Source organism: Butyrivibrio sp. FC2001 (assembly GCF_000424125.1).
Taxonomy (GTDB): domain Bacteria; phylum Bacillota; class Clostridia; order Lachnospirales; family Lachnospiraceae; genus Butyrivibrio.
On record NZ_KE384135.1, the window covers coordinates 23,673 to 47,367 of the forward strand.

The window sequence follows — 23,695 nt, forward strand, 5'->3', positions numbered from 1 at the left end:
TACACCATTTAACTTATTTCTTCGCGGATAGACGTAACACGACTTATTCCCCAAAAAGGAAAGCCAATAGAAAACCACGAAAAAAGAGCCACCCACTGTTGCAGTGGATGGCTCCGTATATGGCATTTCAGGTTATATTATTTAACCTTTGCGATCTTCTTGGACTTTGACCATTCTGAATAGTACTTAACACCATTCTTCTTGATGTATGTTCTAACCTGAACGTAATACTTCTTGCCGCTCTTAAGTCCGCTCTTCTCGATTGTGCCCTTCTTATCCTTGAACTCAATCTTCTTTGCCTTTACTCTCTTTGTCTTAACGTTCTTGTCGAAATCCTTGCTGGTTGAAAGTCTGATCTCATAACCATCAACCTTCTTTGCCTTCTTAATTGTAACCTTTGCTGTCTTCTTTGCAGGTGACTCAGCGTTGCGGATCTTTGTTGTCTTGTCTGTAAGAACTGCAGCCTTGATCTGGAATTTTGCTTCAGTATCAGCAAAGTTTCTAATGTTGATAATATAATCACCAGCTGTTACATTTGCTTCAAGTTCAAAGGTCTTGTCCTTTGCAAGATCCTTGATGTCACCTTTTGCAGTAAAGGAAGTTCCACCAGATTTAAAGAATGATACTTTCGTTTCTTTAATTGTATCTGTTGCTTTAATTGTTACTCTAAGCTTTCCATCGATATCAGAATGGATAGAATATGCAGCAGCTCTCTTTTCTCTTTCAGTTCCAAGAGTTACTTCAGAAATATAATCAGCATCATTTTCAAGCTTGGTAGGTGTCTGCTTACTAACTCTTTCGATTATTTCTGCATCTGACTTCGGAGCTCCTGCCGGTTCGTCTGCTGCATAAGCTGTAAGTGCAGGTGCCATTGCAAAAGATGAGCAAGCCATAACACCTGCTAATGTAATTGCTAAACGTCTTGAAATCTTTTCAAAAATCCTCATAAAAAACCCTCCTTTTTGAAAAGGTGAAACCCTCCGTAATCACCATGAGTTACGGATACATTTTCAGTATAATCACGTCCAAATAGCAAGTCAACGTTTTGAAGTCAATTTATGATTATATAAGAAATACCGTCAACTATTTATAAATTTTACAAAGAAACACACCCATTATTTCAAAAAAGAAGGCTACCGCAGTGCGATAGCCTCCATTCATATAATTTATAATAGTGTTTTGTTAATATTATTTAACCTTAGCAATCTTCTTTGACTTTGACCAGTCTGAATAGTACTTAACGCCATTCTCTTTAACGTATGTTCTTACCTGAACGTAGTACTTCTTGCCGCTCTTAAGGCCGCTCTTCTCGATTGTGCCCTTCTTATCCTTGAACTCAATCTTCTTAGCCTTTACGCTCTTTGTCTTAACGTTCTTGTCGAAATCCTTGCTTGTTGAGAATCTTACTTCGTATCCGTCAACTTTCTTTGCCTTCTTAATTGTAACCTTTGCTGTCTTCTTAGCAGGTGATTCAGCGTTGCGGATTTTTGTTGCCTTATCTGTAAGAACAGCAGCCTTGATCTGGAACTTAACTACGTTTTCACGGTTGTCGCCTATATAGATGTTGATCTTATAATCACCCTTCTTTACATCCAGTTCCTTTACGTAGGTCTTATCCTTATCAAGATTTACTTCTTCAGTTGATAGGAATTTAATTTCGCCGGATTTATAAATATCAGCAATGGCGCCTTTAATTGTATCTGTAGCTTTAACAGTTACTCTCAGCTTTCCATCGATATCTGAGTGAATAATGTAAGTCTGTCTCTTGTTATCACCTTCAAGCTTAACCTCAGATGTATAATCAGCATCGTTTACCAGCTTGGTAGGTTCTGCTTTATCGATATTCTTAATTATCTCTTCATCTGAAGGTCTATCAGCTGCGTAAGCTGTAAGTGCAGGTGCAACTGCAAATGATGAGCAAGCCATAACACCTGCTAATGTGATTGCTAAACGTCTTGAAATCTTCTCAAAAATCCTCATAGAATAACCCTCCTTGACAAGGTTAGAAAACTTTTGGTAATCGCAGTGATTACCTGTGATGTTTTTGAGTATAATCATATTTAACTATACTGTCAACATTTTGTGGCCATTTTATGATTTTATTAGATTTCGACATTTTTATACATTATTTTACTATAAATATTTTGGATTTAATTCATATATGATGATGCGTTCAGTCTATTTGAACAGATCCCCCTATTCCGATTCATCTGTGGAACCATGTTCAAAAATGGAGTTACGTCTATTTATATAAATATGGGCTGGTCGATCCACCTGCGGGAGTATCCTCCATGCAGCCGTTACGTCTATCCGCGAACAATTCAAATAATTGACTGCACAGCACCGATAACCTCCGTATATACTATACACCTATCCGAGTACAATTCTTATTTCCGATTGACCTGTCAATTTAATCGTCTTTGTCTGTTCAGTCAACTGGTACAAATTTCCTTCCCCCGGTTCAACTTGAAATTTCCTCCATATCGCAACGTACACCATTTAACTTATTTCTTCGCGGATAGACGTAACACCACTTATTCCCCAAAAAGGAAAACCAATAGAAAACCACGAAAAAAAGAGCCACCCACTGTTGCAGTGGATGGCTCCGTATATGTCATTTCAGGTTATATTATTTAACCTTAGCAATCTTCTTTGACTTTGACCAGTCTGAGTAGTACTTAACGCCATTCTCTTTAACGTATGTTCTTACCTGAACGTAGTACTTCTTGCCGCTCTTAAGCCCCCTCACCTCGATTGTGCCCTTCTTGTCCTTGAACTCAATCTTCTTAGCCTTTACGCTCTTTGTCTTAACGTTCTTGTCAAAATCCTTGCTTGTTGAGAATCTTACTTCGTATCCGTCAACCTTCTTTGCCTTCTTAATTGTAACCTTTGCTGTCTTCTTAGCAGGTGACTCAGCGTTGCGGATCTTGGATGTCTTATCTGTGATGATGTCAGCCTTAACCTGAAGTGTAGCATCATTTTTGGTTGTTGTAACCCAAATGTAATATGTGCCGGATTTGATATCCTTAGTGCCTTCGTAGTTCTTACCTGCTGCGATGTCCTGGTTCTGGGCATCAATAAGGTTTGTTGTTTCATTTTCTTTCCAAACCTGAACGTTAACTGTGCTGGCATCCTTAGCCTTTACGAAAACTCTGAGCTTTCCATCAATGTCGGACTTAATCTTGTATGTATCAAGCTCTCCTACTTTAAATACTTTCTCTGATGTGTAATCTGCATCATTCTTAAGCTCTATTGCCTTTTCCTGAAGCTGCTGGATTGTAGGCTGCTCATCTTCAGCTGCACGAGCTGTAAGCGCAGGTGCTACTGCGAATGATGAGCAAGCCATAACACCTGCTAATGTAATTGCTAAACGTCTTGAAATCTTCTCAAAAATCCTCATAGAATTAACCCTCCTTTATGGGTGACATTTTTCGTAACCATGTTACGAGTTTTGTGTTTTGTTAACCTCCGTGACTGATGTTTTGTTTGTTGTCGTCGCGGTGATTACCTTTGATGTTTTTGAGTATAATCATATTTGTCTATTGTGTCAACAAAATTTGAACATTTTATGATTTTTTATTAATTCCCAGTTCTATTTTTCAGTCATCAAACACCCATAAATACTGGCCTTAAGCACATTTCAAAATCCAATCATAAAAGTCGTAAAATGCCCTTGTTTTTATTTTTTGTTTATAATTTACTCCTGTCTTAATGCATCAATCGGATCCATTTTTGCAGCCCTTCTGGCAGGATAAATGCCGAAAAACAGGCCATCTGCGATAGATATAGTCACAACCAGCACTACGTTTGTGATGCTGATAAACGGAGGAAAAGGCATGAAATTCTCAGCTATCTTTGTAAATAAATACCCCATGAGCATACCTATCATACCGCCGATAAGGGTTATAACCGCAGATTCCGTAAGGAACTGCAATAAGATATATGAGGTTCTTGCACCCAGAGATTTCCTGATACCGATCTCGCGGGTTCTCTCAGCCACAGTAACCGTCATGATGTTCATAACACCGATTCCGCCAACAACCAGAGATATCGCCGCAATAAGGGCAACTACCAGAGTGACCACATTTAATATGCTGGTATATGTTCCTGCCATGTTGGCAAAGGACTGAATGCTTACAGCGCCTTCGCCTCTTAGCTCCAGCATATTTTCCGTAATACTCTTTACTTTAAGTGCTGTCTCATCTGCAGTTCCGGGGCTGGCATATGTCTTGAAGCTTGTTATCTTATCTCCACTAAGCCCGAATTTACCTGTTAAAAGAGCGTAGGGAACATAGATTCCGCAGTAATAATACGCCTGCTCTTTTCGCCTTATTGCATCCCTGGCAGCAAGCATGTCATTTTCTTCACTCTTAAGTACGCCGATTATAGTGATGTCCGCGCTTTTTGATCCCATATTAAGAGTAAATGTTCTGTCAATGACATCATCCGTTCCAAATAAGAGGAGGGCGTCCGCCTGTGTTAACACGCCTACCTGTGTGCCGGCCTCAGCCTCATCATCTCTGAAAAATCTGCCCATGTACATGCCATTTTTTTCATCACGGGATATGTCGGCTGTTCCGCCATATACACCCATGTTTCTGTCCTGCTGGCCATCATTGTAGGTTCCTGCTGAATCAATATACATGGTTATTCCGAGCACTTCCGGAATAGCTTCCTTTATCTTTTGAAGGTCCTCAGGATTTAAATATCTGTCTGTTTTCTTAGGATCAATATTTATTACTACCCCGCTCTGAGAAATCTCATCAAGGCTGCTGTTTACATAGTGTTTCATTCCGTCGCCTATGGACAGGATTGTAATAACAGAGGAAATTCCAATTATTATGCCGAGCATTGTGAGCAGAGTTCTGCCTTTATTCTGTTTTATGCTGGAAAATGCGCTTTTTATGTATTCCATATTTTTACTTCCTTACAAGTGCGTCAATAGGCTTGAGTTTGGCCGCTTTTCTTGCCGGATATATTCCAAAGAAAATTCCGATCATCATTGAGAAAAGTGTTGCGCCAATAATAGTGCTGGGATCAAAAACCGGCTTTAAATCAAGCACAATGCAGCCCACGTATGCACCTGCTATTCCTACCAGGATTCCTACAATTCCTCCCATAAGAGAAATGATTGCAGACTCTGCAAGGAACTGAATCATTATCGCTCTGGTTCTAGCTCCGATAGACTTACGTATTCCTATCTCTCTGGTCCTCTCTGTAACCGTAACCAGCATGATATTCATAACACCTATACCGCCAACCAGAAGGGATATAGCTGCGACAAGTGAAATAAATGCGGTGATCGCTCCCATAATGGAATCAACCTCAGATGATACATCAGACATACTCATATAGTAGACAGCGTCTCTGCCTCTGAGATCCAGCTTGTTTTCCGTAAAACGCACAACGCTCTTTATTATGTCCTCGGACTGATCATTCCCCCAGTAGATTTCCATACTGTTTGATTCAGAGATGTCCTTATTAAAAGCCTTGCCATAAGTAGTTATCGGGATCTCTATCATCGCCGTATAACTTTCCATTTCCATCTCCATCATCTTTGTGATCATCTCACTCCAGTTTTCCCTGATACCAATAACCTCAAGTTCAACTGAAGTACCTCCGATCGTTAATTCGAAGGTTCTGCCGATGGCATCAGCTGTTCCGAAAAGATGAACAGCATCATTTTCCATCAATACGCAGACCTTAGCTCCCTGCTCCACCTGATCATCGGTAAAATACTGACCCTTTTCCAGCTTGGTCACAGTGGAATACTGGTAATCAGCACCTGCAGCAGTTAAAAGCACATCGACTGTTTCTCTGCTTCCTGCTGCTATTCCAAAATCCTGCTCATAATATGTAGCTCCTGTCAGGCCCGGAAAATTCTCCTTTATCTCCTTCAGGTCATCATCTGTGATTCCTCTTTCTGCAACTGAGCTGTCCAGATAAATCTCAGCGACATTACCTCCAATGGCGTTAACTTCATCCGACACATAGCTCGCCATTCCATTACCGATTGTAAGCGCAGCTATAACCGAAGCAATGCCTATTATGATTCCCAGCATTGTAAGAGCTGTACGCATCTTATTACTGAGGATATTTTTAATTGCGCTCTCTAAGTATTCTAAAATTGTGTCCATAGACTATCACTCCAGACTAACACCGGTTACCTTGGTTCCCTCGATAAGAGTTGTTGGATCTGTTGTGACAATAGTATCGCCTTCGCTTAAGCCTTCCTTGATCTCAGCATCAGTGCTTGTTGTAAGTCCGAGAGTTACAGGCTTTCTTGTGAGGATTCCATTTTCAATTACAAATACAAAATCGCCGTCTGCATCAGTTCCGATATACTCATAGGGAAGAACTACTACTCCCTCTGCCTTATCTGTGTGGATCTTGTTACCTGCTTCAACGCCAAGGATTATGCCATCATCAGGGTTCTTGATCTTGATCTTGCCATCTACAACAGGAACACCACTTGCATTGTTCTTTGCAGTTCCTGCAATCTGAGTAACCTCACCCTCGTACTCTTTTCCGTTTACAGTGACATCTACCTTCTGTCCTACCTTGATCTTACTAAGGTCAGACTTTGAAATCTGAATATCAACTCTCACATCATCAGTGCTCTCGATTGTCATGATCTTGGTTCCGGGTGCAACAGTTGCTCCCTCTGACGCATCGAGCTCTGTGATAACACCTGAAAAATCAGCCTTTACGCCTTCCTCTGCTTCTTCGATATCTGCGATCGTATTATTGCTCTCAAGCTCTGTAAGCTCTCTTGCTGCTGCAAGGGAACTCTTCTCACCTGCTGTAAGCGCTCCCATCTCCGCTGATGACTGCTCTGCAAGGTCCTGCTTTTCCTCATTAAGAGCGTTTATCTGTCTGTTCCACTCCTGAATCTCAGGGTCATTGCTGATCGCATACTGAACATCCGCAATCGCGTTCTGGATTTCGAGAGACATCTGTGTTTCTCCATCCTCAGTCATTCTCTCATCCGGCGCACCGTTCTTCTGCTGTGCATCATAGCTGTCTGCATATCCGTTCTGGTCAACATCCTGGCTTGTCTTCTGAAGATCAGTAAGTGTCTGATTCATTCTGTTGTTCTTCTCTGTGATCTTATCGTTAAGGGCATCGATCTCAGCAGTGATCTCATCAAGACGAGTGTTTATGTCGTGAATGCTTCTGCCTTCAAGTACATCCGTTGCCTTGTTGTTTTTCTCAATGCTTCCGTTGTAGTTACCGTTAGCCTGCTGAAGATTGAGCTCAGCCTCTTTCTTTGCTCTTTCAAGGTCAGCCTCATCATAGGTGTAGATCACATCACCCTTATTTACTCTGTCGCCCTCAGCAAGTGCCAGCGCTCCGATAGGTGCTGATACCTTTGCATAGTAGGTCTTTGTCTCATCTGAAGCCACATTACCACTTATTGACACTATAGCCTCGATATCACCCTTCGTAACCTGAGTTGTCGTCACAGGCATAGGTGCATTCTTTGCCTTCACATTATTGAAAACCGTAAAGCCAATAATAAGGACAACAAGTCCAAGCACTATAAACTTTACATAGCCCTTTTTCTTCTTACCGGGTGTATAGCTTTCAGTTGTCTCTGTTGATTCAATATTCTCCGCCTTTTTCTTACCAAATAATTTCATACTTCCTCCTGTTTATCCTCATCCGGTGATTCATGCCACCTTATCACTTTAAAAATTTATAGCTCTTTAAAATCCGGGTTAATTTCATCCTTGGCAATCTTGCCATCACTTATTGTTATGATGCGCTTTGCCTGCTTGGCTATTCCCGGATCATGAGTGATCAGTATTACTGTTCGTCCTTCAGCATAAAGCTTCTTGATCGTTTCAATGATCTCCCTGCTGGATCCGCTATCAAGGTTACCTGTGGGCTCGTCCGCGAGAAGTATCGGCGGTGCCTGAGCTATTGCTCTTGCAATCGCAACTCTCTGCTGTTGACCACCTGATAGCTCCGATGGCTTATGAGTCATTCTTTTCCCCAGCCCTACATGCTGCAGAGCTGCCTTGGACAGTTCTCTTCTTTTTTTCTTGGCAACTCCTCTGTACATGAGCGGTAGCTCAACATTCTCAAGAGCAGTGAGTGACTGTATCAGATTGAAGCCCTGGAAAATGAATCCTATTTCCCTGTTCCTGACATCAGACTGCTGATCATCAGTCATGTGGGACACATCCATTCCATGCAGCATATACTTGCCACTGGTGGGCGTATCAAGACACCCAAGCATATTCATAAGTGTGGATTTTCCTGAACCTGACTGACCGATTATAGCCACGAATTCCCCTTCATCAATTGTAAGGCTCACATGATCAAGAGCCCTGACCTCATTCTCCCCCGGGTTGTATATCTTACAGATGTCTTTAACTTCGACTAGTGCAGACATGATTTCCTCCTCTTTATATGCCAGTTTATATCTGACTAAGTCCGGTCGGATACGGGGTCCGTAACTCGCTGCTTTGCAACTTCGAACGGTCCCCAGCTCCCCTATTTCAATAATTTACGAATTTGCGTACATTTAGTACCATATTATATAACGATTAATAAAACAAGATGTCTTCATTAAATCTTAAGTTTTTTAATTTCCTCATTTGGCAAATTAAATTTATCATTGGCAAAAATAAAAGACCACTTTCACACGGAAAATGGTCTTTTTCACACTGCATTACATTATTTTTCTTATTTCGCAAGAAGCATCATGATGTCGTTGCTTCTCTGAACAAACTTTGTCATGGAAGCTGCATCAAGAGGTGCGTTCTGGATACGCGCAAGATCATAGAGCTGCTCGCAGATTGTGCTCACATTGTCACTGTCCTGATTATCCATAACGTACTTAACAAGAGGATGATTAGCATTGAGAATGAGAGTCTGTCCACCCATTCCAAGGTCGCCCATCATCATTCCGTTAGCAGCATACATCTTCATCATATCCTGCATACGGCGTGTATCCTCAGATACTGTAAGCATTGAAGAAATCTTCTTATCCTTGAGCTTCTCAACCTTAACAACAAGCTGCTCGTTCTTAAGAGCCTTCTTCATCTTCTCACCGATGTTCTTCTCGATCTCCTCGAATTCCTTCTCAGCCTTCTTGGAGGTCTTGCTCTTGAAGGTATCTGTAAGGTCCGCATCAATTCTCTGGAAGCGGATATCCTGATTCTTGGACTCAAGCTGCTGGATGAAGGGTACATCTATGTTGTGGTTCAAAATGAAAGCGTCCATCTTCTGAGCCTTGAACATGTTGATGTACTGGCTCTGCTGCTGCTCATCTGTTACATAGTAGATAGTGCGGGGCTCTTTCTCCTCTTTCTCCTCTTCCTTCTTATCAGCATCAGACTGTCCGTTCTCGTCAACAACCTCTGCCTCAACTGTGTTGCCGTTCTCATCCTTAGCTTCCTCAGCTGCAGCAGCTTCCTCTGCCTCCTTGTTGATCTGGAGTGCCTCGGGAAGTGTGAGGTATTTGCCATCAAGATTCTTAAAGAGGATGTAGTCGTTCATCTTCTCGCAGAACTTGTCGTCCTTGAGGCAACCATACTTGATGAAGGGAGAAATATCCTCCCAGTACTTATCGTAATTTTCCTTATCTGTCTTGCAGAGTCCGGCAAGCTTCTCAGCTACCTTCTTAGAGATGTAGTCTGAAATCTTCTTAACAAATCCGTCGTTCTGAAGAGCACTTCTTGATACGTTAAGAGGAAGATCAGGACAGTCTATAACGCCCTTAAGGAGCATGAGGTATTCAGGAATAACTTCCTTGATGTTGTCAGCGATGAATACCTGGTTGTTATAAAGCTTGATAACGCCCTCTGCTGACTCAAACTCCATGTTGATCTTAGGGAAGTAAAGGATACCCTTTAAGTTGAAGGGATAATCCATGTTAAGGTGAATCCAGAAAAGAGGCTCCTTGTAATCGCGGAATACCTTTCTGTAGAACTCCTTGTACTCATCATCTGTGCAATCCTTAGGAGTCTTGCCCCAAAGAGGATGTGTATCATTGAGGAGCTGAGGTCTTCTCTTGATCTTGAGCTTCTTCTCCTCTTCCTTCTTCTCCTCGGAATTCTCAGCGTTAGCATCGTCCTTCTTCTCAGGCTCGATCACTTCTATAACGATATCATCATCGCGCTTCTCAGATTCCTTTATGGTCTCTGTGCCTTCCTCATTCTCTCTTGAGAGATAGATCTCATAGGGCATGAATGAGCAGTACTTCTCGATTACTTCGCGAGCTTTGTACTCGTTGCAGAACTCAAGGCAGTCATCTGAAAGATGAAGTGTGATAGTTGTTCCAATTTCCTTCTTATCTCCGTCTGACATCTCAAAATCAGAGCCGCCATCGCAGGTCCAGTGAACTGAAGCTGCATCGGATTTATATGAAAGTGTATCGATATCTACATAATCGGATACCATAAATGTTGAATAGAAGCCAAGACCGAAGTGTCCAATAATTTGGTCAGCATTTGCCTTATCCTTATACTTGTTAAGGAAGTCTGTGGCACCTGAAAAAGCTACCTGGTTGATGTACTCCTCAACCTCCTCGGCTGTCATACCGATACCGTTATCTATGATCTTGATAGTCTTATCCTTATCGTTGAGAACTACGTCCACACGGGGCTTGAAGCCATCGGGAAGTGTATACTCACCCATCATGTCCATCTTCTTGATCTTTGTGATGGCATCACAGGCATTGGAAATCACCTCACGATAGAATATGTCGTGATCTGAATACAGCCACTTCTTGATAATCGGGAACATATTCTCGCTGTTAATTGAAAGATTACCTTTTTTCTCCATTGTATTGCCTCCATTACTATCGCGGATTTACATAAAAATATTACAACCGCGTAATTATTTAACCTGGTGGTTCTGTTCTACTAAACATAGAATACCCACAAATATGAGTTTAAAACTGCTGAAGGCAAAAGTCAATAAAAAATTAGCACTCGTTATAAATGAGTGCTAACAATGACCATTTTCTTATTTCATTTTATTTCGCTTCATCTTGTACATCTCTTCATCAGCCAATGCAATGATCCTGTCGAGGTTGATGTCATCATCCATGACTGTTGTAGCTATACCCATACTTGCTGAAACCGTGTAGCCAAGCTTTTTCGTAGCCTCTTCCATCTTTCCAATCATAGCTGCTTCCATGGAATCCCAGTCACATTCTCCCAGAATAAGTGCAAGCATCTCATCTCCGCCAACTCTTACACAGAGAGCATCCTCCGGACATTCCTCTTTCAATATTCTTGCGATGGTTGCAATGGCATTGTCACCTGCAAGATGTCCAAAGCTGTCGTTAATCTGCTTAAGGCCATTTAAATCCAGCATAACAAGAGTGACCTTCTTACCGAGATTCTCAGGATTGCTGTGAACCTCCTCGAACTTTTCAAGGAAAGCCAGTCTGTTGTATAGTCCCGTCAGAGCATCATACTGATAGGTTCTCTGAAGCTTATCGCGAAGATACTTCTGGTACTTATTAATAACGTATCCGCCAAAGGCCATTCCCAAATAGTAGGTAAGGCTCGGCATCAGTGAGTAATCAACGAATTCAGCTCTCGGGTACGAATAGCATATAAATCCGGGAGCTTTACCCATATACTCAAGGCAATTGAAAATAAGAGGATAACCCTTATCCAATACATCATTTAAGTGTGGAATAATCTCATCAGGATTAAAATCAGTTACTGTGTCCTCTCCGGAATACCAGTCATAAATGACTACCTTTTCACCCTTTTCGATATTCTCAAAAATGAAGTTATTTTCAAGGTCAAGACAGGACTTTTCAATCACAATGCACATATATGCAGTCAGAGGATTCCTGATATATTTAATGCTCTCCTCCGAGCTCTTACCTGTAAGTATCTTGGCAGTGATAGCCTGCATAACATGTATGTCATCCTGATGATGATAAAATCTGTTGTTAAGGCCGCTTACAGCCTCCAAAAGATCAAGCTCACTGTGATGGCATCCGCAGGAATCATTTTCTATAAAGCTGGGATCAATCCACTTATCAATGTTTCTCTGTCCCTTGAACACAGATAGAAGCACGTCCATTATGGTCACTGCAAGCTCAATGCTGTCACACTTAGCTGTCGTGATTCCGGGCTTTGACCAGAATGCTTCCTCAACTCCGTCAAAGCCGGTAACGATAACTTCATCCGGAACTCTGATTCCCTTTATCTGTAGAACATCGCAGACATTTATGGCCATAATGTCATTAGCGCATATGATCGCATCAGGAAGAAGCGGTCTTTGCAGAAGCTCAAGGGTTGCTTTTCTTGATGGCGTTGCCCAGAAATCCCCATAGCTGACCATGCTGTCATCAAAGGTGAAGCCGTTTTCTTCTATAACCTTTTTAAATACCTCGATTCGCTCGTTTGAAAAAGGACTGTTCCTTTTTCCTGCCATAAAATGAGGTCTCTTAACCTTATGGAACTCTATTACATGACGAACCACAGCTTCAAATCCCTTGGCATAATCGAATCTGACAAGGGATGCATTCTCATATTCACCATCAATTACGATAGCCGGAACATCATATGAAGCCGCCTTATCCAAAATTTTCTGAACAACCTCACGGCTCTTGATTTTCTCGTCCATGATCACAACGGCATCAACCTTATCATAAGGAACAAGATCAAAAACTGCAGTCTCGTCGGATTCATCTCCGCTATTACCGATCTCGGAATTAAGGGTGTATATAAAAAGATAACAGTCATTGGCCTGAAGAAGCCTGTTAAGCTCAGTAACAAAGCCAAAAACCTGTGACTCGTAAATTCGGTATGTGCATAAAGCTACCAGTTTTTTGCCATTAATCATGTTTCACTCCAAAATTACGATCAGAATCTGTAATGGTTTTTAATAGTGCATTTCTTTACGTTAGTCTTTTTGTGGTCGTAAAATGTTCCTTTAATCTTAGTATTCTTAATTATAACCTTTTTTCCGGAATAATTACCACAATCCCCTGTAATTTTGCAGTTTGTTATCTTTACATTTTTCGCTGCCACCTTGTTGTTTTTCTGATAGTAGGGATTGAGTATGTTAAGTGCAAAATACTTTCCGTTTTTCTGATGCTTTTTCCTGGCTTTAATGGTTGTGTTCTTTATCTGAATAGATGAGCAGACAGCCTTTTTCGGAATATTGCCCTCATCAGTATTAGGCTCGATAAGTATTCCACAGCAGGGTGAAGCACCGCTGGCACCACTTATCTTGCAGTCATCGATTACAACATGGTCAGCATCCACTATCGCAATGTTATTTCTTCTGTTGTTTTTCACATTACAGTTTGTAATGGTGACATGACTGCATCCGGGATTGGAGCCATCATCAGTAGCTGAGCCGAGATATATTCCATCGCCCCAGTTATTCTCAATTGTCATATCATGTATTTCTACATTGCTACAGTCAATGACACCTATTCCGTGCCCGTCTGCATCTGCTGATCCCTTATGATCTGATTTGTCACCGACAATTTTGCCGCCGAATATCTTGAAATTATTCCCTTTAACATGAATGGCGCAGAACTCGCCGTGGGATGTCGGAAGGACATTCAAAACAGTCGATCCGGTGAGCTTAAAGGTAACATTTGGCTGATCTACATAAACGCCAATACCTGTCCCACCAAAATCGAGAATATCTATATCATACTGACCGGAGCTAAACTCTACGGTTCCGCCACCGGCCTTACCTGCAGCATCAGCAGCGTCCTTGATAGCCTGTCTGTCGTCCTTTCGATCATTAACGACAGCCCCAAAGTCCTCAGGCTTATATACATTCTCAGCCTTAACAGCCATAGGTGCTGTTAAGGATAAGAAAGGAACTGCTACTGCAGCAGCCATAAACAATGTAAGTGCTTTTCCCAAAATCCTCATAAAAAATCCCTCCATAAGTTACGCGTTTCTACATTGTATTGATTACTTTTCTTTATTTTATTTTTCACCGAAGTGGTTCCTGTAAACATCAAAAAAGTTCACTGATGTTCCATCTACTGTCTCTGAGATGTGGATCTTCTTATATAAATCCTCATTAAGAACCCTTGAAAGCTTTGCAGCGAACTCATCATACTGCTCGCCGAAAACTTCACGCTTTTTCTCTTCAACTATTCTGATCTTATTGGCTTCAGTCTCTTCTCTGTTGAAGGTACTTATACATTTAAGTATAACATAAGTGTCGCCTGTTTCAATTATACTGCTGACTTCACCGTTATCGAGGTTGAAGGCTGCAGTTTCTATCTCAGGTGCTACATCACCCTTACCTACGGAAACAGTTCCCTCTTCAGCTTCATTGTACTGCTCCATCAAAACGCTGAAATCCGTACCTTCATTAAGCTGATTCAGAATCTGCTGCGCCTTACTTCTTACAGCCTCTCTCTGGTCACCCTCCAGTGCAACTCTGTCGCCCTTGGAATCCAGCTCCCAGGCGTTAAGAACTATCTGCTCAACGGTTATGGTTCTGGCTTCATCGTCGCTTATCTCAGGATTGATATCTCTAATAATGTAGTCATAGAGCTTATCAGCTGTTGCATACTCAACATACATCTCCTGGAGAGTCTCTTCATTTATGCCCTTCATGGCCTTCTTATCTTCATCCGTAAGTGATGAATAATAATCGGAGGCTGCAGCGTGAGCATTGGAAATCTCAGGCTCCGTAAGTTCTATTCCGGACTCGGCAGCCAGAAGATTCATAGCCTTGACCTGGGCTATCGTGGAGAGGCATTTATCCTTAACATAGCTCTCCATGTTCTCATCGCCGATGTTTACGTTCCAGATTCCGTCTCCAAAGCCTGCCTCATAGGAATTCTGAGTATTCACAAGGTATACCATAAACTCAGACTCAGAGCAGGACTTATCCTCTATTCTGAAAAGCTCGTTCTCAGTAAAGCCTGTAATAAGCACAATCTTGGTATTTTCAAGATTGGCACATCCGGTCAGTGAAAAAGCCATTGAAGCAGAAAGCATAAGTGCAGCTATGGTCTTGGCCATTTTCTGTATTCTTTTTTCAGTAAAAAAAACTGTCACCATTCTATTAGTCCACATTCTTTGTTTTATGCACACAAGAAGTCAATCCTATAAGCATACGCCTATAGGATCGACTTTTTTGGGTTTTAATTATTTTATTATAAAGTAGTGAGAATACTTCTTGCAACTTTAAGACCGTTTGCGCTGGCCTGCTGAAGTCCTCTTGTGATACCTGCGCCGTCTCCGATAGCGCGAAGATGCTTAACGCTGGTCTCGAAATCCTTATTAACGATTACCTTGTTAGAGTAGAACTTAACCTCAACACCGTAAAGGAGTGTCTCCTCAGAAGCGATACCGGGTGTAACCTTATCAAGAGCCTGTATCATCTCATCGAGATCCACCATTATTCTGTGAGGGAATACAAGGGAAAGATCTCCGGGAACCGCATCCTTAAGTGTAGGGATGAGGTTGTTTCTTGCAAGTCTCTCATCAGTTGTTCTGCGGCCTCTTCTAAAGTCACCGTAGGTCTGAACAAGGATTTTGCCGTCACAGAGCATGTTTGCAAGCTCTGCAATTTTCCTGCCATATTCAATAGGTGTCTTGAAGGGCTTTGTAAAGTTCTTGGACACAAGAAGTGCAAAGTTAGTGTTATTGGTCTTGTACTCCTTACTCTTATAAGCGTGACCGTTAACTACTGCAAGTCCGCCCTCGTAATATTCTGTAGCGACCTCTCCTGAAGGATTGGTACAGAATGTACGAACCTTATCATCGAAGGTAGGTGTATGGAAAATAAGCTTAGCCTCATACAGGTTCTCATTGAGGAACTGCATAACCTCATCTCTTACTTCCACACGAACACCGACGTCAACTGTACCTGGCTTGGTCTCTATTCCGATCTTGTCACACTGTGAATGGAACCAGTCAGCTCCCTCACGTCCAACAGCAGATACGATCTCCTTCGCTGTTATCACGCTGCCGTCATGGATCTTAACGCCCTTGCAGACGCCATCCTCGACGATGACCTCTTCAACCATTGTATTGAACATAAGCTCAACGCCCTTGGATTCAAGGTGCTCCTGAAGCTTTTTATAAATCTTGTAGCCTTCCTCGGTACCAAGATGTCTGATGGGACACTCAACGAGCTTAAGGTTGGCATTGATAGCCTTCCTTCTGATCTCGCGGATCTCCTCAGCCTTGTCAACACCATATACACTGGTGTCCGCACCGAATTTCAGATATATGTCATCAGACTCCTTGATAAGTGCAGTTGCCTCATCATAGCCCAGGATATCTGGAAGTGTTCCTCCTACATCCGGTGAAAGAGAAAGCTTACCATCTGAAAATGCGCCTGCGCCTGCAAAGCCTGTTGTGATTGAACAGGGCTTGCAGCCCATGCATCTTCCGGTTGTTCTCTTGGGGCACTGTCTCTTTTCAATTGATCTGCCCTTTTCAATAATCATTACCTTCAGGTCAGGTCTCTTCTCTGCGAGTTCATAAGCGCAGAAAATACCACCAGGGCCTGCTCCGATTATCAGTACGTCTACTTCTTTGTTTGTTGCCATTTGATTACCTCATTTTAAAATTTATAAATCGAACAGGATATCCTGCCCGGTGCGCTATGCGCATAAATGGCTGCTACAATCAGAAATTGCAGCAGCCATTAGTTCGTTTGATCATCTAGTTTTTTAACCAGCTATTATTTCTTAGAAGCTTTCTTAGCCGGAGCCTTCTTAGCAGCAGTCTTCTTTGCTGCAGGCTTTTTAGCTGCTGTCGCCTTCTTGGCAGGTGCCTTCTTAGCAGGAGCTTCCTTAGCTTCTGTCTTCTTGCCAACTCCCTTTAAGAGCTCGGCTTTTCTGAGGTCACCTTCTGCACTGATCTTGCCAGCGAGGTTAGCATTAACGAAATCGGTCTTGCCATCCAGAATGTCGAAAAGATCAGCTGCTGATGTGTAAACAAGAATGTCGCGGTCGAAGTACTCGTAAGGCTCTACGTTTAATTTGCCGTCTACGATTTCAACATAGAAAGCGCCTTCGCCCTCGCCGGTTATATTGAACTGGTAAGCTGCGTGCTCCTGAACGTTGCTGACGTCAGCATCCTTAAGTGATTCTTTTACCTTTGCTACTACTTCTTCGTAAGTCATTTTTTCCTCCACTTCATAAAAAATATTTAAAACCCAAAAAACCTTACTTATTATAACACTATTTCAAAGCGTTTTAAACACTTTAGCGCAATAAAATCTTTTATCTGCTGTTGCTTCTGTACTGAACAGGAGTCATACCATACTTCTTTTTGAAAAGTCTGTTGAAGTGTTCAACGTTCTGATAGCCCGCAGCTTCAGCAACTCTCTCAACCTTCATGTTACCGTTCTTTAACAGAATGCTTGCCTTTTTAAGGCGGATTTTCTTAACGTTCTCACCGAAGGTCATGCCGGATTTTTCCTTGATGTACTTGGAAAGATACGGCTTGGAAAGATAGAATTCCTTGGAGAGATCATCCAGAGTTACAGACAGGTAGTTCTCCTGAATATAATTGAGGATAGCACTGATTCTCTCGTCCTTGGCATCTGTGCTTGCCTTTACCTCGTCAAGCTGGTTAACTGCGATTGTGAGCGCATTGATTGAGGATCTGATGATATCCTCATCGATACCAACGCCCCAGAACTTCTTACCGCCACAGGTGATTCCTACATAGGTAACAGCCTTTGATGATGATCCGCGGCTAAGAGCATGCTCCTCGTATACTGAGAGCTCGTAGCTTACGTTGAAGTACTGCTTGAAGGCGTTACTTACAGCATCAAGACGTCCGTTTCCGTTAGCCTCTACAATGTGCTCTTTTCCTGCGTGAGCAATAGTAACCTCTGCGAGGATTCCGTTCACCTGCTTGAAATGGCAATCCATGACTCGGAATACGGAATCGTTGTGTACATATTTATCCTCGAATATCTGGTAGATTCTTCCGGGTGCAAGCTCAGCATGCTCTCTGTCTGATACGTCCTTGATAGTGTAGCTGATATCTGCCTGCATCTCTCTCGGAACCATCATGCCATAGTTTGTCTTCAAGATGTAGCTTACGCCACCCTTTCCGGACTGGGAATTGATTCTGATAACGTCGCCGTCGTACTCTCTTCCAAGATCCTTGGGATCAATGGGAAGATAGGGAACGGACCAGATGCCCTGATCTTTTCCAGCATCGTGCCATGAGAAGCCCTTGCTGATAGCATCCTGGTGTGAGCCTGAAAATGCAGTGAACACAAGCTGTCCTGCATAGGGCTGACGCTCGAAAATGCGCATTCTTGTAAGACGTTCGTAGGTCTCTCCGATCTCATTTATATTGGAGAAATCAAGCTTGGGATCAATACCGTGGGAATACATGTTAAGAGCCAGTGTCACGATGTCCACGTTACCTGTTCTCTCACCGTTTCCGAAAAGTGTACCCTCTATTCTGTCTGCACCTGCAAGGCAGCCAAGCTCTGCATCACTGATTCCTGAGCCTCTGTCATTGTGCGGATGAAGTGAAAGTGTAACTGCATCACGGTACTTAAGATTCTTGTGAATATATTCAACCTGAGTTGCAAATACGTGAGGCATTGCAATCTCTACAGTTGTAGGAATGTTGATGATAGCCTTATTTTCCTTAGTGGGCTTCCATACGTCAAGAACTGCATTGCAGACTTCTACAGCATAGTCCACCTCTGTTCCGGGGAAGCTCTCCGGTGAATACTCAAATGAGAAGTTGCCGCTTGTCTCCTTTGCGAGCTTATCAAGAAGCTTAGCGCCATCGATAGCGATCTGCTTAACATCCTCTTTGTTCTTTTTGAAAACCTGCTCACGCTGAGCAACTGATGTGGAATTGTAAAGGTGAATGATTGCTCTGGGCGCACCCTTTACAGCCTCGAAGGTTCTCTTTATGATATGCTCTCTCGCCTGTGTCAGAACCTGAACGGTAACGTCGTCAGGAATCATGTTTTTCTCGATAAGGGCTCTTGCGAATTCAAACTCTGTCTCAGATGCAGCAGGGAAACCAATCTCGATTTCCTTGAATCCCAGCTTTACAAGCATTGTGAAAAACTCGAGCTTTTCATCAAGGCTCATAGGCTCGATAAGCGCCTGGTTTCCGTCTCGAAGATCAACACTGCACCAGATCGGTGGCTTATCAAGGTAATCTTTTTTCACCCAATCGAAGGTTACCTGCGGTGGCATGAAATATTGTCTCTGATATTTCTCGTAGTTCTTCATAATACTCCTCCTAATCATGAATATTCAGTATTTTCAGTCGATTTATTATATTAGCCATATTGATTCGTAGCGGAATTAATCGTATTCCCTATTGATATCGGCATAAAAATAAATTTCATCAACGAATATTGATGATTTTTATATTAGCACTTCCAATATTTTTTTATAGTGACAGATTTAATCAGTTTTATTGATTTATTTTAATGCCGTATTATCTGACAGTCTTCAAAGATACGAAATTACGTGCGAAAATTTAATAAATATCTAATAACTTTTCCATACCGTTTGTGCTAGAATTATATGCAGATGGCAATTGCATAAAATAATTGTACAAAACACAACGTGAGCTTATTTACAGGAAGGAGATGGGCATAATGGCAGAAAACAAATGGAGATGCAGAGCTGAAGATTTAAAGGGGACTCAGACCGAGAAGAACCTGCAGGAGGCATTCGCAGGAGAATCAATGGCGAGAAACAAATACACTTTCTTTGCATCCAAGGCTAAAAAGGACGGTTTTGTTCAGATATCCAATATCTTCGCAGAGACCGCTGCAAACGAGAAGGAACACGCCGAGATCTGGTATAAGATTCTCACAGGAATCGGCAGCACAATCGAGAATCTGAAGGAAGCCGCTGAAGGTGAAGAATACGAATGGAAAGAAATGTATCCTTCCTTTGCAAAGACAGCCCGCGAGGAGGGCTTTGATGAAATCGCCGAGCTCTTCGAAGGTGTTGCTGCAATAGAGAAAGAGCATGAGGAGCGCTACAGAAAGCTTCTTAAGAATATCGAGGATAAGATCGTTTTCTCAAGAGATGGCGATGCTATCTGGCAATGCGGAAACTGCGGTCACATCGTTATCGGTCCTTCCGCTCCGGAGGTTTGCCCTGTATGTAATCACCCTCAGGCATACTTCCAGTTAAAGGCTGAGAACTACTAATGTACCATTCCCCCATTTTCAGGGGCGAATATATATTATCAAGGAGGTTTTTTATGAATATTTTCAAGTGTGAAAAATGCGGTAGTATGGTAATAAAGATCAATGATGCAGCCTGCACACCGGTTTGCTGTGGCGATCCCATGACTTCTCTCGCACCCGGAACATCTGACGGCGCTCATGAAAAGCATGTTCCCGTTGTTGAAGTAAGTGGCAACAAGGTAACCGTAAAGGTTGGCGAAGTTGAGCATCCCATGATGGACAACCATTACATTCAGTACATCTGGCTTGTAACAGATAAGGGCTTCATGCAGAAGAACCTCACTCCTTCAGACAAGCCTGTGGCTGAGTTCGTTCTTGCTGATGGTGAGAAGGCTATTGCAGCTTATGAGTTCTGCAACCTTCATGGTCTCTGGAAGGCAGATATTTAAGATAGTTTTATGAGGCTGGGCAGAGCCTTGTAAAAAATCTGATTAAAACTTCAACAAGAAAGAATGTCGCTTGCGACATTCTTTCTTGTAAATGTTTTGTCCTGTTTTTCTAATAATAATTCTTAATAACCCTTAGCTGCTCTTACCAGCTTGCTTGCTCGGTTTCTTGAGAAATTGAACTTTCTTATCTCTTTGTACTCCTCGGAATACGGATCTATCTCATAGTGAGGATCATAGCCCACAAGAAGCTCTTCATGTCCCACATAGGCAGGAACTGCGTCCTCAGATATCTCATGTGTAAGATAATTTCTCATTGAGACTGTATATTCGTAGCGGTCTCCGATCTCGGTTTTCTCCATAACTCCTGCATGTGCAATATCATACTTTGCAATATGATAATCCGGATTAGCAAAAGCGAAAAACAGGTACATAACCGTAACTGTTGTCATGCAAAGATTAAATACCGGAGTCTTTTCATAAATAAGGCTCACAAGCAAATATGCCAGCCACAGTGAGATCACAACCAGGAACCAGAGCACGAATACTCTGAGGAATGTCAGGTGGTAAGCTCCGATGTACATGATCATTCTGAAGGCACTGGAGGCGATCATGATATAGGTGCACGCACCTACTACCATAAGCAGAACCTTAAGCACGATATTTTCCTTGAAAAGTCGCTGACACAAGGTCACAAGCGCAAGGTTCATGATGCTGACTGCAAGGAGCTGATAGAAGCCCTCGTGAGCATACTCAGCAAAGGTATAGTTTTCAGGCAGAGTCATCTTACCCATGAAAAGTCCAAATATCTGGATCACACTAAAGAACAGATATACAATGCTAAGAAGGCTTGTAAAGGTTATCGCGATGATGGGGTTAAGGCCAGCGTTTTTGCCGCTTCCGATTTCCACACCCTTGGTATAAAGGCCCTTAATTACTGTGTAGAAAAGCCATATTGACCAAACTATCATAAATGCGATGCAAATGAGATCCCAGATGTAATCAAATTCATAAATGAAATTGAAGGTATTCTCGATGGTCTTTGAGAAAACCGCATCTGCTGAAGCAAGAAGCACCATAACTACAAACAGCATCGGAAGGGCTATGCAAAGACCTGCGGCTACAGCAAAGAGATTGTTCTTTTTCTCGCTGCTCATGTTTTTGCTGCGGCTCTTAAGCCAGCCTGCAAAATCATTAACAGGATCCGGAAGATGAATTATGGGCTTAAGTGCAGTCATCATTATTCCGATAAACCATCCTATTACATCCCAGTCTCTTGTATCAACATACATATGCAACAGGAAGCTGATCATCAGAAGGCTTATTGCAAGTCCGTCAAGCCAAAGCAGGCTATCGTTTGCAGTCACACACTTTGATACTGAAAGAAGCATTAACGAAATAATGTAAAAAATGTTTAAAGCGCTCTTTCCACTTCTGTCCTTTAAAATGGACAGTCCATCTTTTCTTCTTGCCCATGCAATCAGGAGAATCGTTCCGAGCATGTAGAAGGGATATGTGATTCCTGATGAATTCTTATATAGGCAAAATGTATGCCAAACTGCATAGATTACTGTTATAAGTCCGTATTTTCTAAAGGACTCTACATCTGCTTTGGAAGCTTTTTGTGCATCCTTATCCCCGGAAAAATATGTATTAACTCTGGCAGCCATCTCCTCATCTACTGCAAGATTGGAGCCATTGTACTGATTATTATTAAAAGTATTGTTATTGTTGTTTTCAGTTGTGTATTGGTTTTCCATACCATTCCCTCCTGTGTATTGGTTTTCCATACCATTCCCTCCTGTGTACTGGTTTTCCATACCGTTCCCTCATTAGATTTCTTCATCGGGTACATATTCGAGTATGTCTCCCGGCTGGCAGTCCAGCTCTCTGCATATTGCATCCAGCGTCTGAAGACGGACCGCCTTGGCTTTGTTGTTTTTCAATATAGATAAGTTGGCAAGCGTGATATCAACCTTCCCTGCAAGCTCGGTAAGACCAATCTTCCGCTTCGCCATCATTACATCCAGATTTACAATGATTGCCATCTTTTCCTCCGCTTACATCTTAGATCGTGAGATCGTTTTCTTCTTTATATCTGACTGCCTTGTCAAAAACCTTAGCAAGAACCTTACTCAAAACTCCCGCAAAGAGGAACACTCCCGCTGTGACAAGTGCTGCCGGCGTAAAGTAAACGAAGTTCCTGAGGATTTTCACAAGTGCAATGGCAAATGCATAATTCCCCATCCTGTAAAGACTGGTGACATTCTCCTGGATGAAGCAGTCATCATTGATCACTGTTATCATCATCTTGCGAAGCTCATACAGAATCAGAAGTGCAAATGCTCCTGCCAGCATGATGGACACCACTGCGAAAATGAAGTTCTCATGGATAGCTGCATACTCTGATGTCTCTCCCATAGTTGCTACGGTGATGTCTACTGCCTTCCTAAGTCCTATAGGAACCGTCACTTCCATCAGAATTCCTACTACCAGACTAAAGTCCAGGAATCTCTTAAACCATATGTTCAGCTTGTCGTTCATTGTCTGCTGTGTTCTCCTTTGCTTGGTTTGTGTTGTTTGTGCTTGCATACGTACGAGGTTGCATGCGTTGTTCGTATGTTAATTAGTTTATATCATGGTCATTTTCGTGTGTCAATAAGTTTTTATCGTTTTGCGATAAATATTTTTCGTAGTTCGAGAAGGGTGTGGTGGTTTAAGTATACTGGTATGTCTAGGTGGAGGTGGTGGCGGCGGTTGTCCAGGGCGGTTGTTCAGGGCGGTTGTTCAGAGGATGCTATCCAGCGCTCCGGTCAACCAGTCCTACTATTATGTGTTGTATAGACGTAACGCTTCACGGATAACAGACTACTTTTTTATCTTGCTTTACGCCGGCATGTTTTCTTTTCAGAAGACTGACTGAACTTTTCATATATGTCACCTCGTAGGAATCTCTTTTTGCTTTTCTGCCTTCATGATTTTTCAGTCAAAAATCTTGTATAAAGGTTTTTTGGTGTACCACAAACGTAATTGCGTCAACTTTTGCATCTCTACGCTACGTCTATTCTCTTAAAATCCACCCTACTGGTTGAATCCATACCTTATCCACAAACATTTTCTGTACACTAAAAAAA

The 23,695-nt window shown here is 42.2% G+C and carries 19 protein-coding genes; 2 read left to right on the top strand and 17 right to left on the bottom strand.

What is annotated here, in order from left to right; all coding sequences use genetic code 11:
• Positions 1-137: 137 nt before the first annotated feature.
• From G601_RS0120205 to G601_RS0120270, 14 genes are all read right to left on the bottom strand, one after another.
• Positions 138-947, bottom strand: a complete 810-nt coding sequence (locus tag G601_RS0120205) for a hypothetical protein (protein ID WP_026666417.1) — start codon at positions 945-947, stop codon at positions 138-140.
• Between the two features lie 241 nt (positions 948-1,188).
• Positions 1,189-1,980 (bottom strand): hypothetical protein, encoded by a 792-nt coding sequence (locus tag G601_RS0120210; RefSeq protein ID WP_026666418.1) that lies wholly within the window; start codon positions 1,978-1,980, stop codon positions 1,189-1,191.
• A gap of 649 nt (positions 1,981-2,629) precedes the next feature.
• Positions 2,630-3,400 carry a hypothetical protein gene (locus G601_RS0120215; protein WP_026666419.1) on the bottom strand — a complete coding sequence of 257 codons (771 nt, stop codon included), beginning with the start codon at positions 3,398-3,400 and terminating at the stop codon, positions 2,630-2,632.
• 297 nt (positions 3,401-3,697) lie between these two features.
• Entirely contained in the window at positions 3,698-4,915 is a 1,218-nt protein-coding gene (locus G601_RS0120220) for an ABC transporter permease (RefSeq protein WP_026666420.1), read from the bottom strand.
• 4 nt (positions 4,916-4,919) lie between these two features.
• Positions 4,920-6,137: an ABC transporter permease gene (locus G601_RS0120225; protein WP_026493453.1), complete on the bottom strand. Its 1,218-nt coding sequence runs from the start codon at positions 6,135-6,137 to the stop codon at positions 4,920-4,922.
• A 6-nt stretch (positions 6,138-6,143) separates the two neighbouring features.
• Positions 6,144-7,643: an efflux RND transporter periplasmic adaptor subunit gene (locus G601_RS0120230; RefSeq protein WP_026666421.1), complete on the bottom strand. Its 1,500-nt coding sequence runs from the start codon at positions 7,641-7,643 to the stop codon at positions 6,144-6,146.
• A 56-nt stretch (positions 7,644-7,699) separates the two neighbouring features.
• Positions 7,700-8,401, bottom strand: a complete 702-nt coding sequence (locus tag G601_RS0120235) for an ABC transporter ATP-binding protein (protein ID WP_026493451.1) — start codon at positions 8,399-8,401, stop codon at positions 7,700-7,702.
• 293 nt (positions 8,402-8,694) lie between these two features.
• Positions 8,695-10,797 (bottom strand): molecular chaperone HtpG, encoded by a 2,103-nt coding sequence (gene htpG, locus G601_RS0120240; protein ID WP_026493450.1) that lies wholly within the window; start codon positions 10,795-10,797, stop codon positions 8,695-8,697.
• Between the two features lie 183 nt (positions 10,798-10,980).
• Entirely contained in the window at positions 10,981-12,825 is a 1,845-nt protein-coding gene (locus G601_RS0120245; RefSeq protein ID WP_026666422.1) for a diguanylate cyclase domain-containing protein, read from the bottom strand.
• A 20-nt stretch (positions 12,826-12,845) separates the two neighbouring features.
• Positions 12,846-13,877: a right-handed parallel beta-helix repeat-containing protein gene (locus G601_RS0120250; RefSeq protein WP_026666423.1), complete on the bottom strand. Its 1,032-nt coding sequence runs from the start codon at positions 13,875-13,877 to the stop codon at positions 12,846-12,848.
• 57 nt (positions 13,878-13,934) lie between these two features.
• Entirely contained in the window at positions 13,935-14,987 is a 1,053-nt protein-coding gene (locus tag G601_RS0120255) for a peptidylprolyl isomerase (protein WP_035791256.1), read from the bottom strand.
• 134 nt (positions 14,988-15,121) lie between these two features.
• On the bottom strand, positions 15,122-16,525 hold the full coding sequence (locus G601_RS0120260) for an NAD(P)/FAD-dependent oxidoreductase (RefSeq protein WP_026666425.1): 1,404 nt from the start codon (positions 16,523-16,525) through the stop codon (positions 15,122-15,124).
• A 134-nt stretch (positions 16,526-16,659) separates the two neighbouring features.
• On the bottom strand, positions 16,660-17,103 hold the full coding sequence (locus tag G601_RS0120265) for an SCP2 sterol-binding domain-containing protein (protein ID WP_026493445.1): 444 nt from the start codon (positions 17,101-17,103) through the stop codon (positions 16,660-16,662).
• 100 nt (positions 17,104-17,203) lie between these two features.
• Entirely contained in the window at positions 17,204-19,198 is a 1,995-nt protein-coding gene (locus G601_RS0120270; RefSeq protein ID WP_026666426.1) for a 2-isopropylmalate synthase, read from the bottom strand.
• Between the two features lie 374 nt (positions 19,199-19,572).
• Between G601_RS0120270 and rbr the strand changes: the two genes are divergently transcribed.
• Positions 19,573-20,136 (top strand): rubrerythrin, encoded by a 564-nt coding sequence (gene rbr / locus G601_RS0120275; protein ID WP_026493443.1) that lies wholly within the window; start codon positions 19,573-19,575, stop codon positions 20,134-20,136.
• A 53-nt stretch (positions 20,137-20,189) separates the two neighbouring features.
• On the top strand, positions 20,190-20,564 hold the full coding sequence (locus tag G601_RS0120280; protein ID WP_026493442.1) for a desulfoferrodoxin family protein: 375 nt from the start codon (positions 20,190-20,192) through the stop codon (positions 20,562-20,564).
• A gap of 122 nt (positions 20,565-20,686) precedes the next feature.
• Here G601_RS0120280 and G601_RS0120285 read toward each other — a convergent pair whose 3' ends face one another.
• The 3 genes from G601_RS0120285 to G601_RS0120295 form a co-directional block, all read right to left on the bottom strand.
• Positions 20,687-22,321, bottom strand: coding sequence for a DUF4153 domain-containing protein (locus G601_RS0120285; RefSeq protein ID WP_196808935.1), 1,635 nt, complete (start codon positions 22,319-22,321; stop codon positions 20,687-20,689).
• 72 nt (positions 22,322-22,393) lie between these two features.
• On the bottom strand, positions 22,394-22,609 hold the full coding sequence (locus G601_RS0120290) for a helix-turn-helix domain-containing protein (protein WP_026493440.1): 216 nt from the start codon (positions 22,607-22,609) through the stop codon (positions 22,394-22,396).
• A gap of 19 nt (positions 22,610-22,628) precedes the next feature.
• On the bottom strand, positions 22,629-23,105 hold the full coding sequence (locus tag G601_RS0120295) for a DUF2975 domain-containing protein (RefSeq protein ID WP_026493439.1): 477 nt from the start codon (positions 23,103-23,105) through the stop codon (positions 22,629-22,631).
• Between the last annotated feature and the right edge of the window lie 590 nt (positions 23,106-23,695).

Bases quoted from the DNA above. Each gene is read 5' to 3' on its own strand.
- G601_RS0120205 (WP_026666417.1), bottom strand. From the start codon at position 947: ATGAGGATTTTTGAAAAGATTTCAAGACGTTTAGCAATTACATTAGCA.
- G601_RS0120210 (WP_026666418.1), bottom strand. From the start codon at position 1,980: ATGAGGATTTTTGAGAAGATTTCAAGACGTTTAGCAATCACATTAGCA.
- G601_RS0120215 (WP_026666419.1), bottom strand. From the start codon at position 3,400: ATGAGGATTTTTGAGAAGATTTCAAGACGTTTAGCAATTACATTAGCA.
- G601_RS0120220 (WP_026666420.1), bottom strand. From the start codon at position 4,915: ATGGAATACATAAAAAGCGCATTTTCCAGCATAAAACAGAATAAAGGC.
- G601_RS0120225 (WP_026493453.1), bottom strand. From the start codon at position 6,137: ATGGACACAATTTTAGAATACTTAGAGAGCGCAATTAAAAATATCCTC.
- G601_RS0120230 (WP_026666421.1), bottom strand. From the start codon at position 7,643: ATGAAATTATTTGGTAAGAAAAAGGCGGAGAATATTGAATCAACAGAG.
- G601_RS0120235 (WP_026493451.1), bottom strand. From the start codon at position 8,401: ATGTCTGCACTAGTCGAAGTTAAAGACATCTGTAAGATATACAACCCG.
- htpG (WP_026493450.1), bottom strand. From the start codon at position 10,797: ATGGAGAAAAAAGGTAATCTTTCAATTAACAGCGAGAATATGTTCCCG.
- G601_RS0120245 (WP_026666422.1), bottom strand. From the start codon at position 12,825: ATGATTAATGGCAAAAAACTGGTAGCTTTATGCACATACCGAATTTAC.
- G601_RS0120250 (WP_026666423.1), bottom strand. From the start codon at position 13,877: ATGAGGATTTTGGGAAAAGCACTTACATTGTTTATGGCTGCTGCAGTA.
- G601_RS0120255 (WP_035791256.1), bottom strand. From the start codon at position 14,987: ATGGCCAAGACCATAGCTGCACTTATGCTTTCTGCTTCAATGGCTTTT.
- G601_RS0120260 (WP_026666425.1), bottom strand. From the start codon at position 16,525: ATGGCAACAAACAAAGAAGTAGACGTACTGATAATCGGAGCAGGCCCT.
- G601_RS0120265 (WP_026493445.1), bottom strand. From the start codon at position 17,103: ATGACTTACGAAGAAGTAGTAGCAAAGGTAAAAGAATCACTTAAGGAT.
- G601_RS0120270 (WP_026666426.1), bottom strand. From the start codon at position 19,198: ATGAAGAACTACGAGAAATATCAGAGACAATATTTCATGCCACCGCAG.
- rbr (WP_026493443.1), top strand. From the start codon at position 19,573: ATGGCAGAAAACAAATGGAGATGCAGAGCTGAAGATTTAAAGGGGACT.
- G601_RS0120280 (WP_026493442.1), top strand. From the start codon at position 20,190: ATGAATATTTTCAAGTGTGAAAAATGCGGTAGTATGGTAATAAAGATC.
- G601_RS0120285 (WP_196808935.1), bottom strand. From the start codon at position 22,321: ATGGAAAACCAATACACAACTGAAAACAACAATAACAATACTTTTAAT.
- G601_RS0120290 (WP_026493440.1), bottom strand. From the start codon at position 22,609: ATGGCAATCATTGTAAATCTGGATGTAATGATGGCGAAGCGGAAGATT.
- G601_RS0120295 (WP_026493439.1), bottom strand. From the start codon at position 23,105: ATGAACGACAAGCTGAACATATGGTTTAAGAGATTCCTGGACTTTAGT.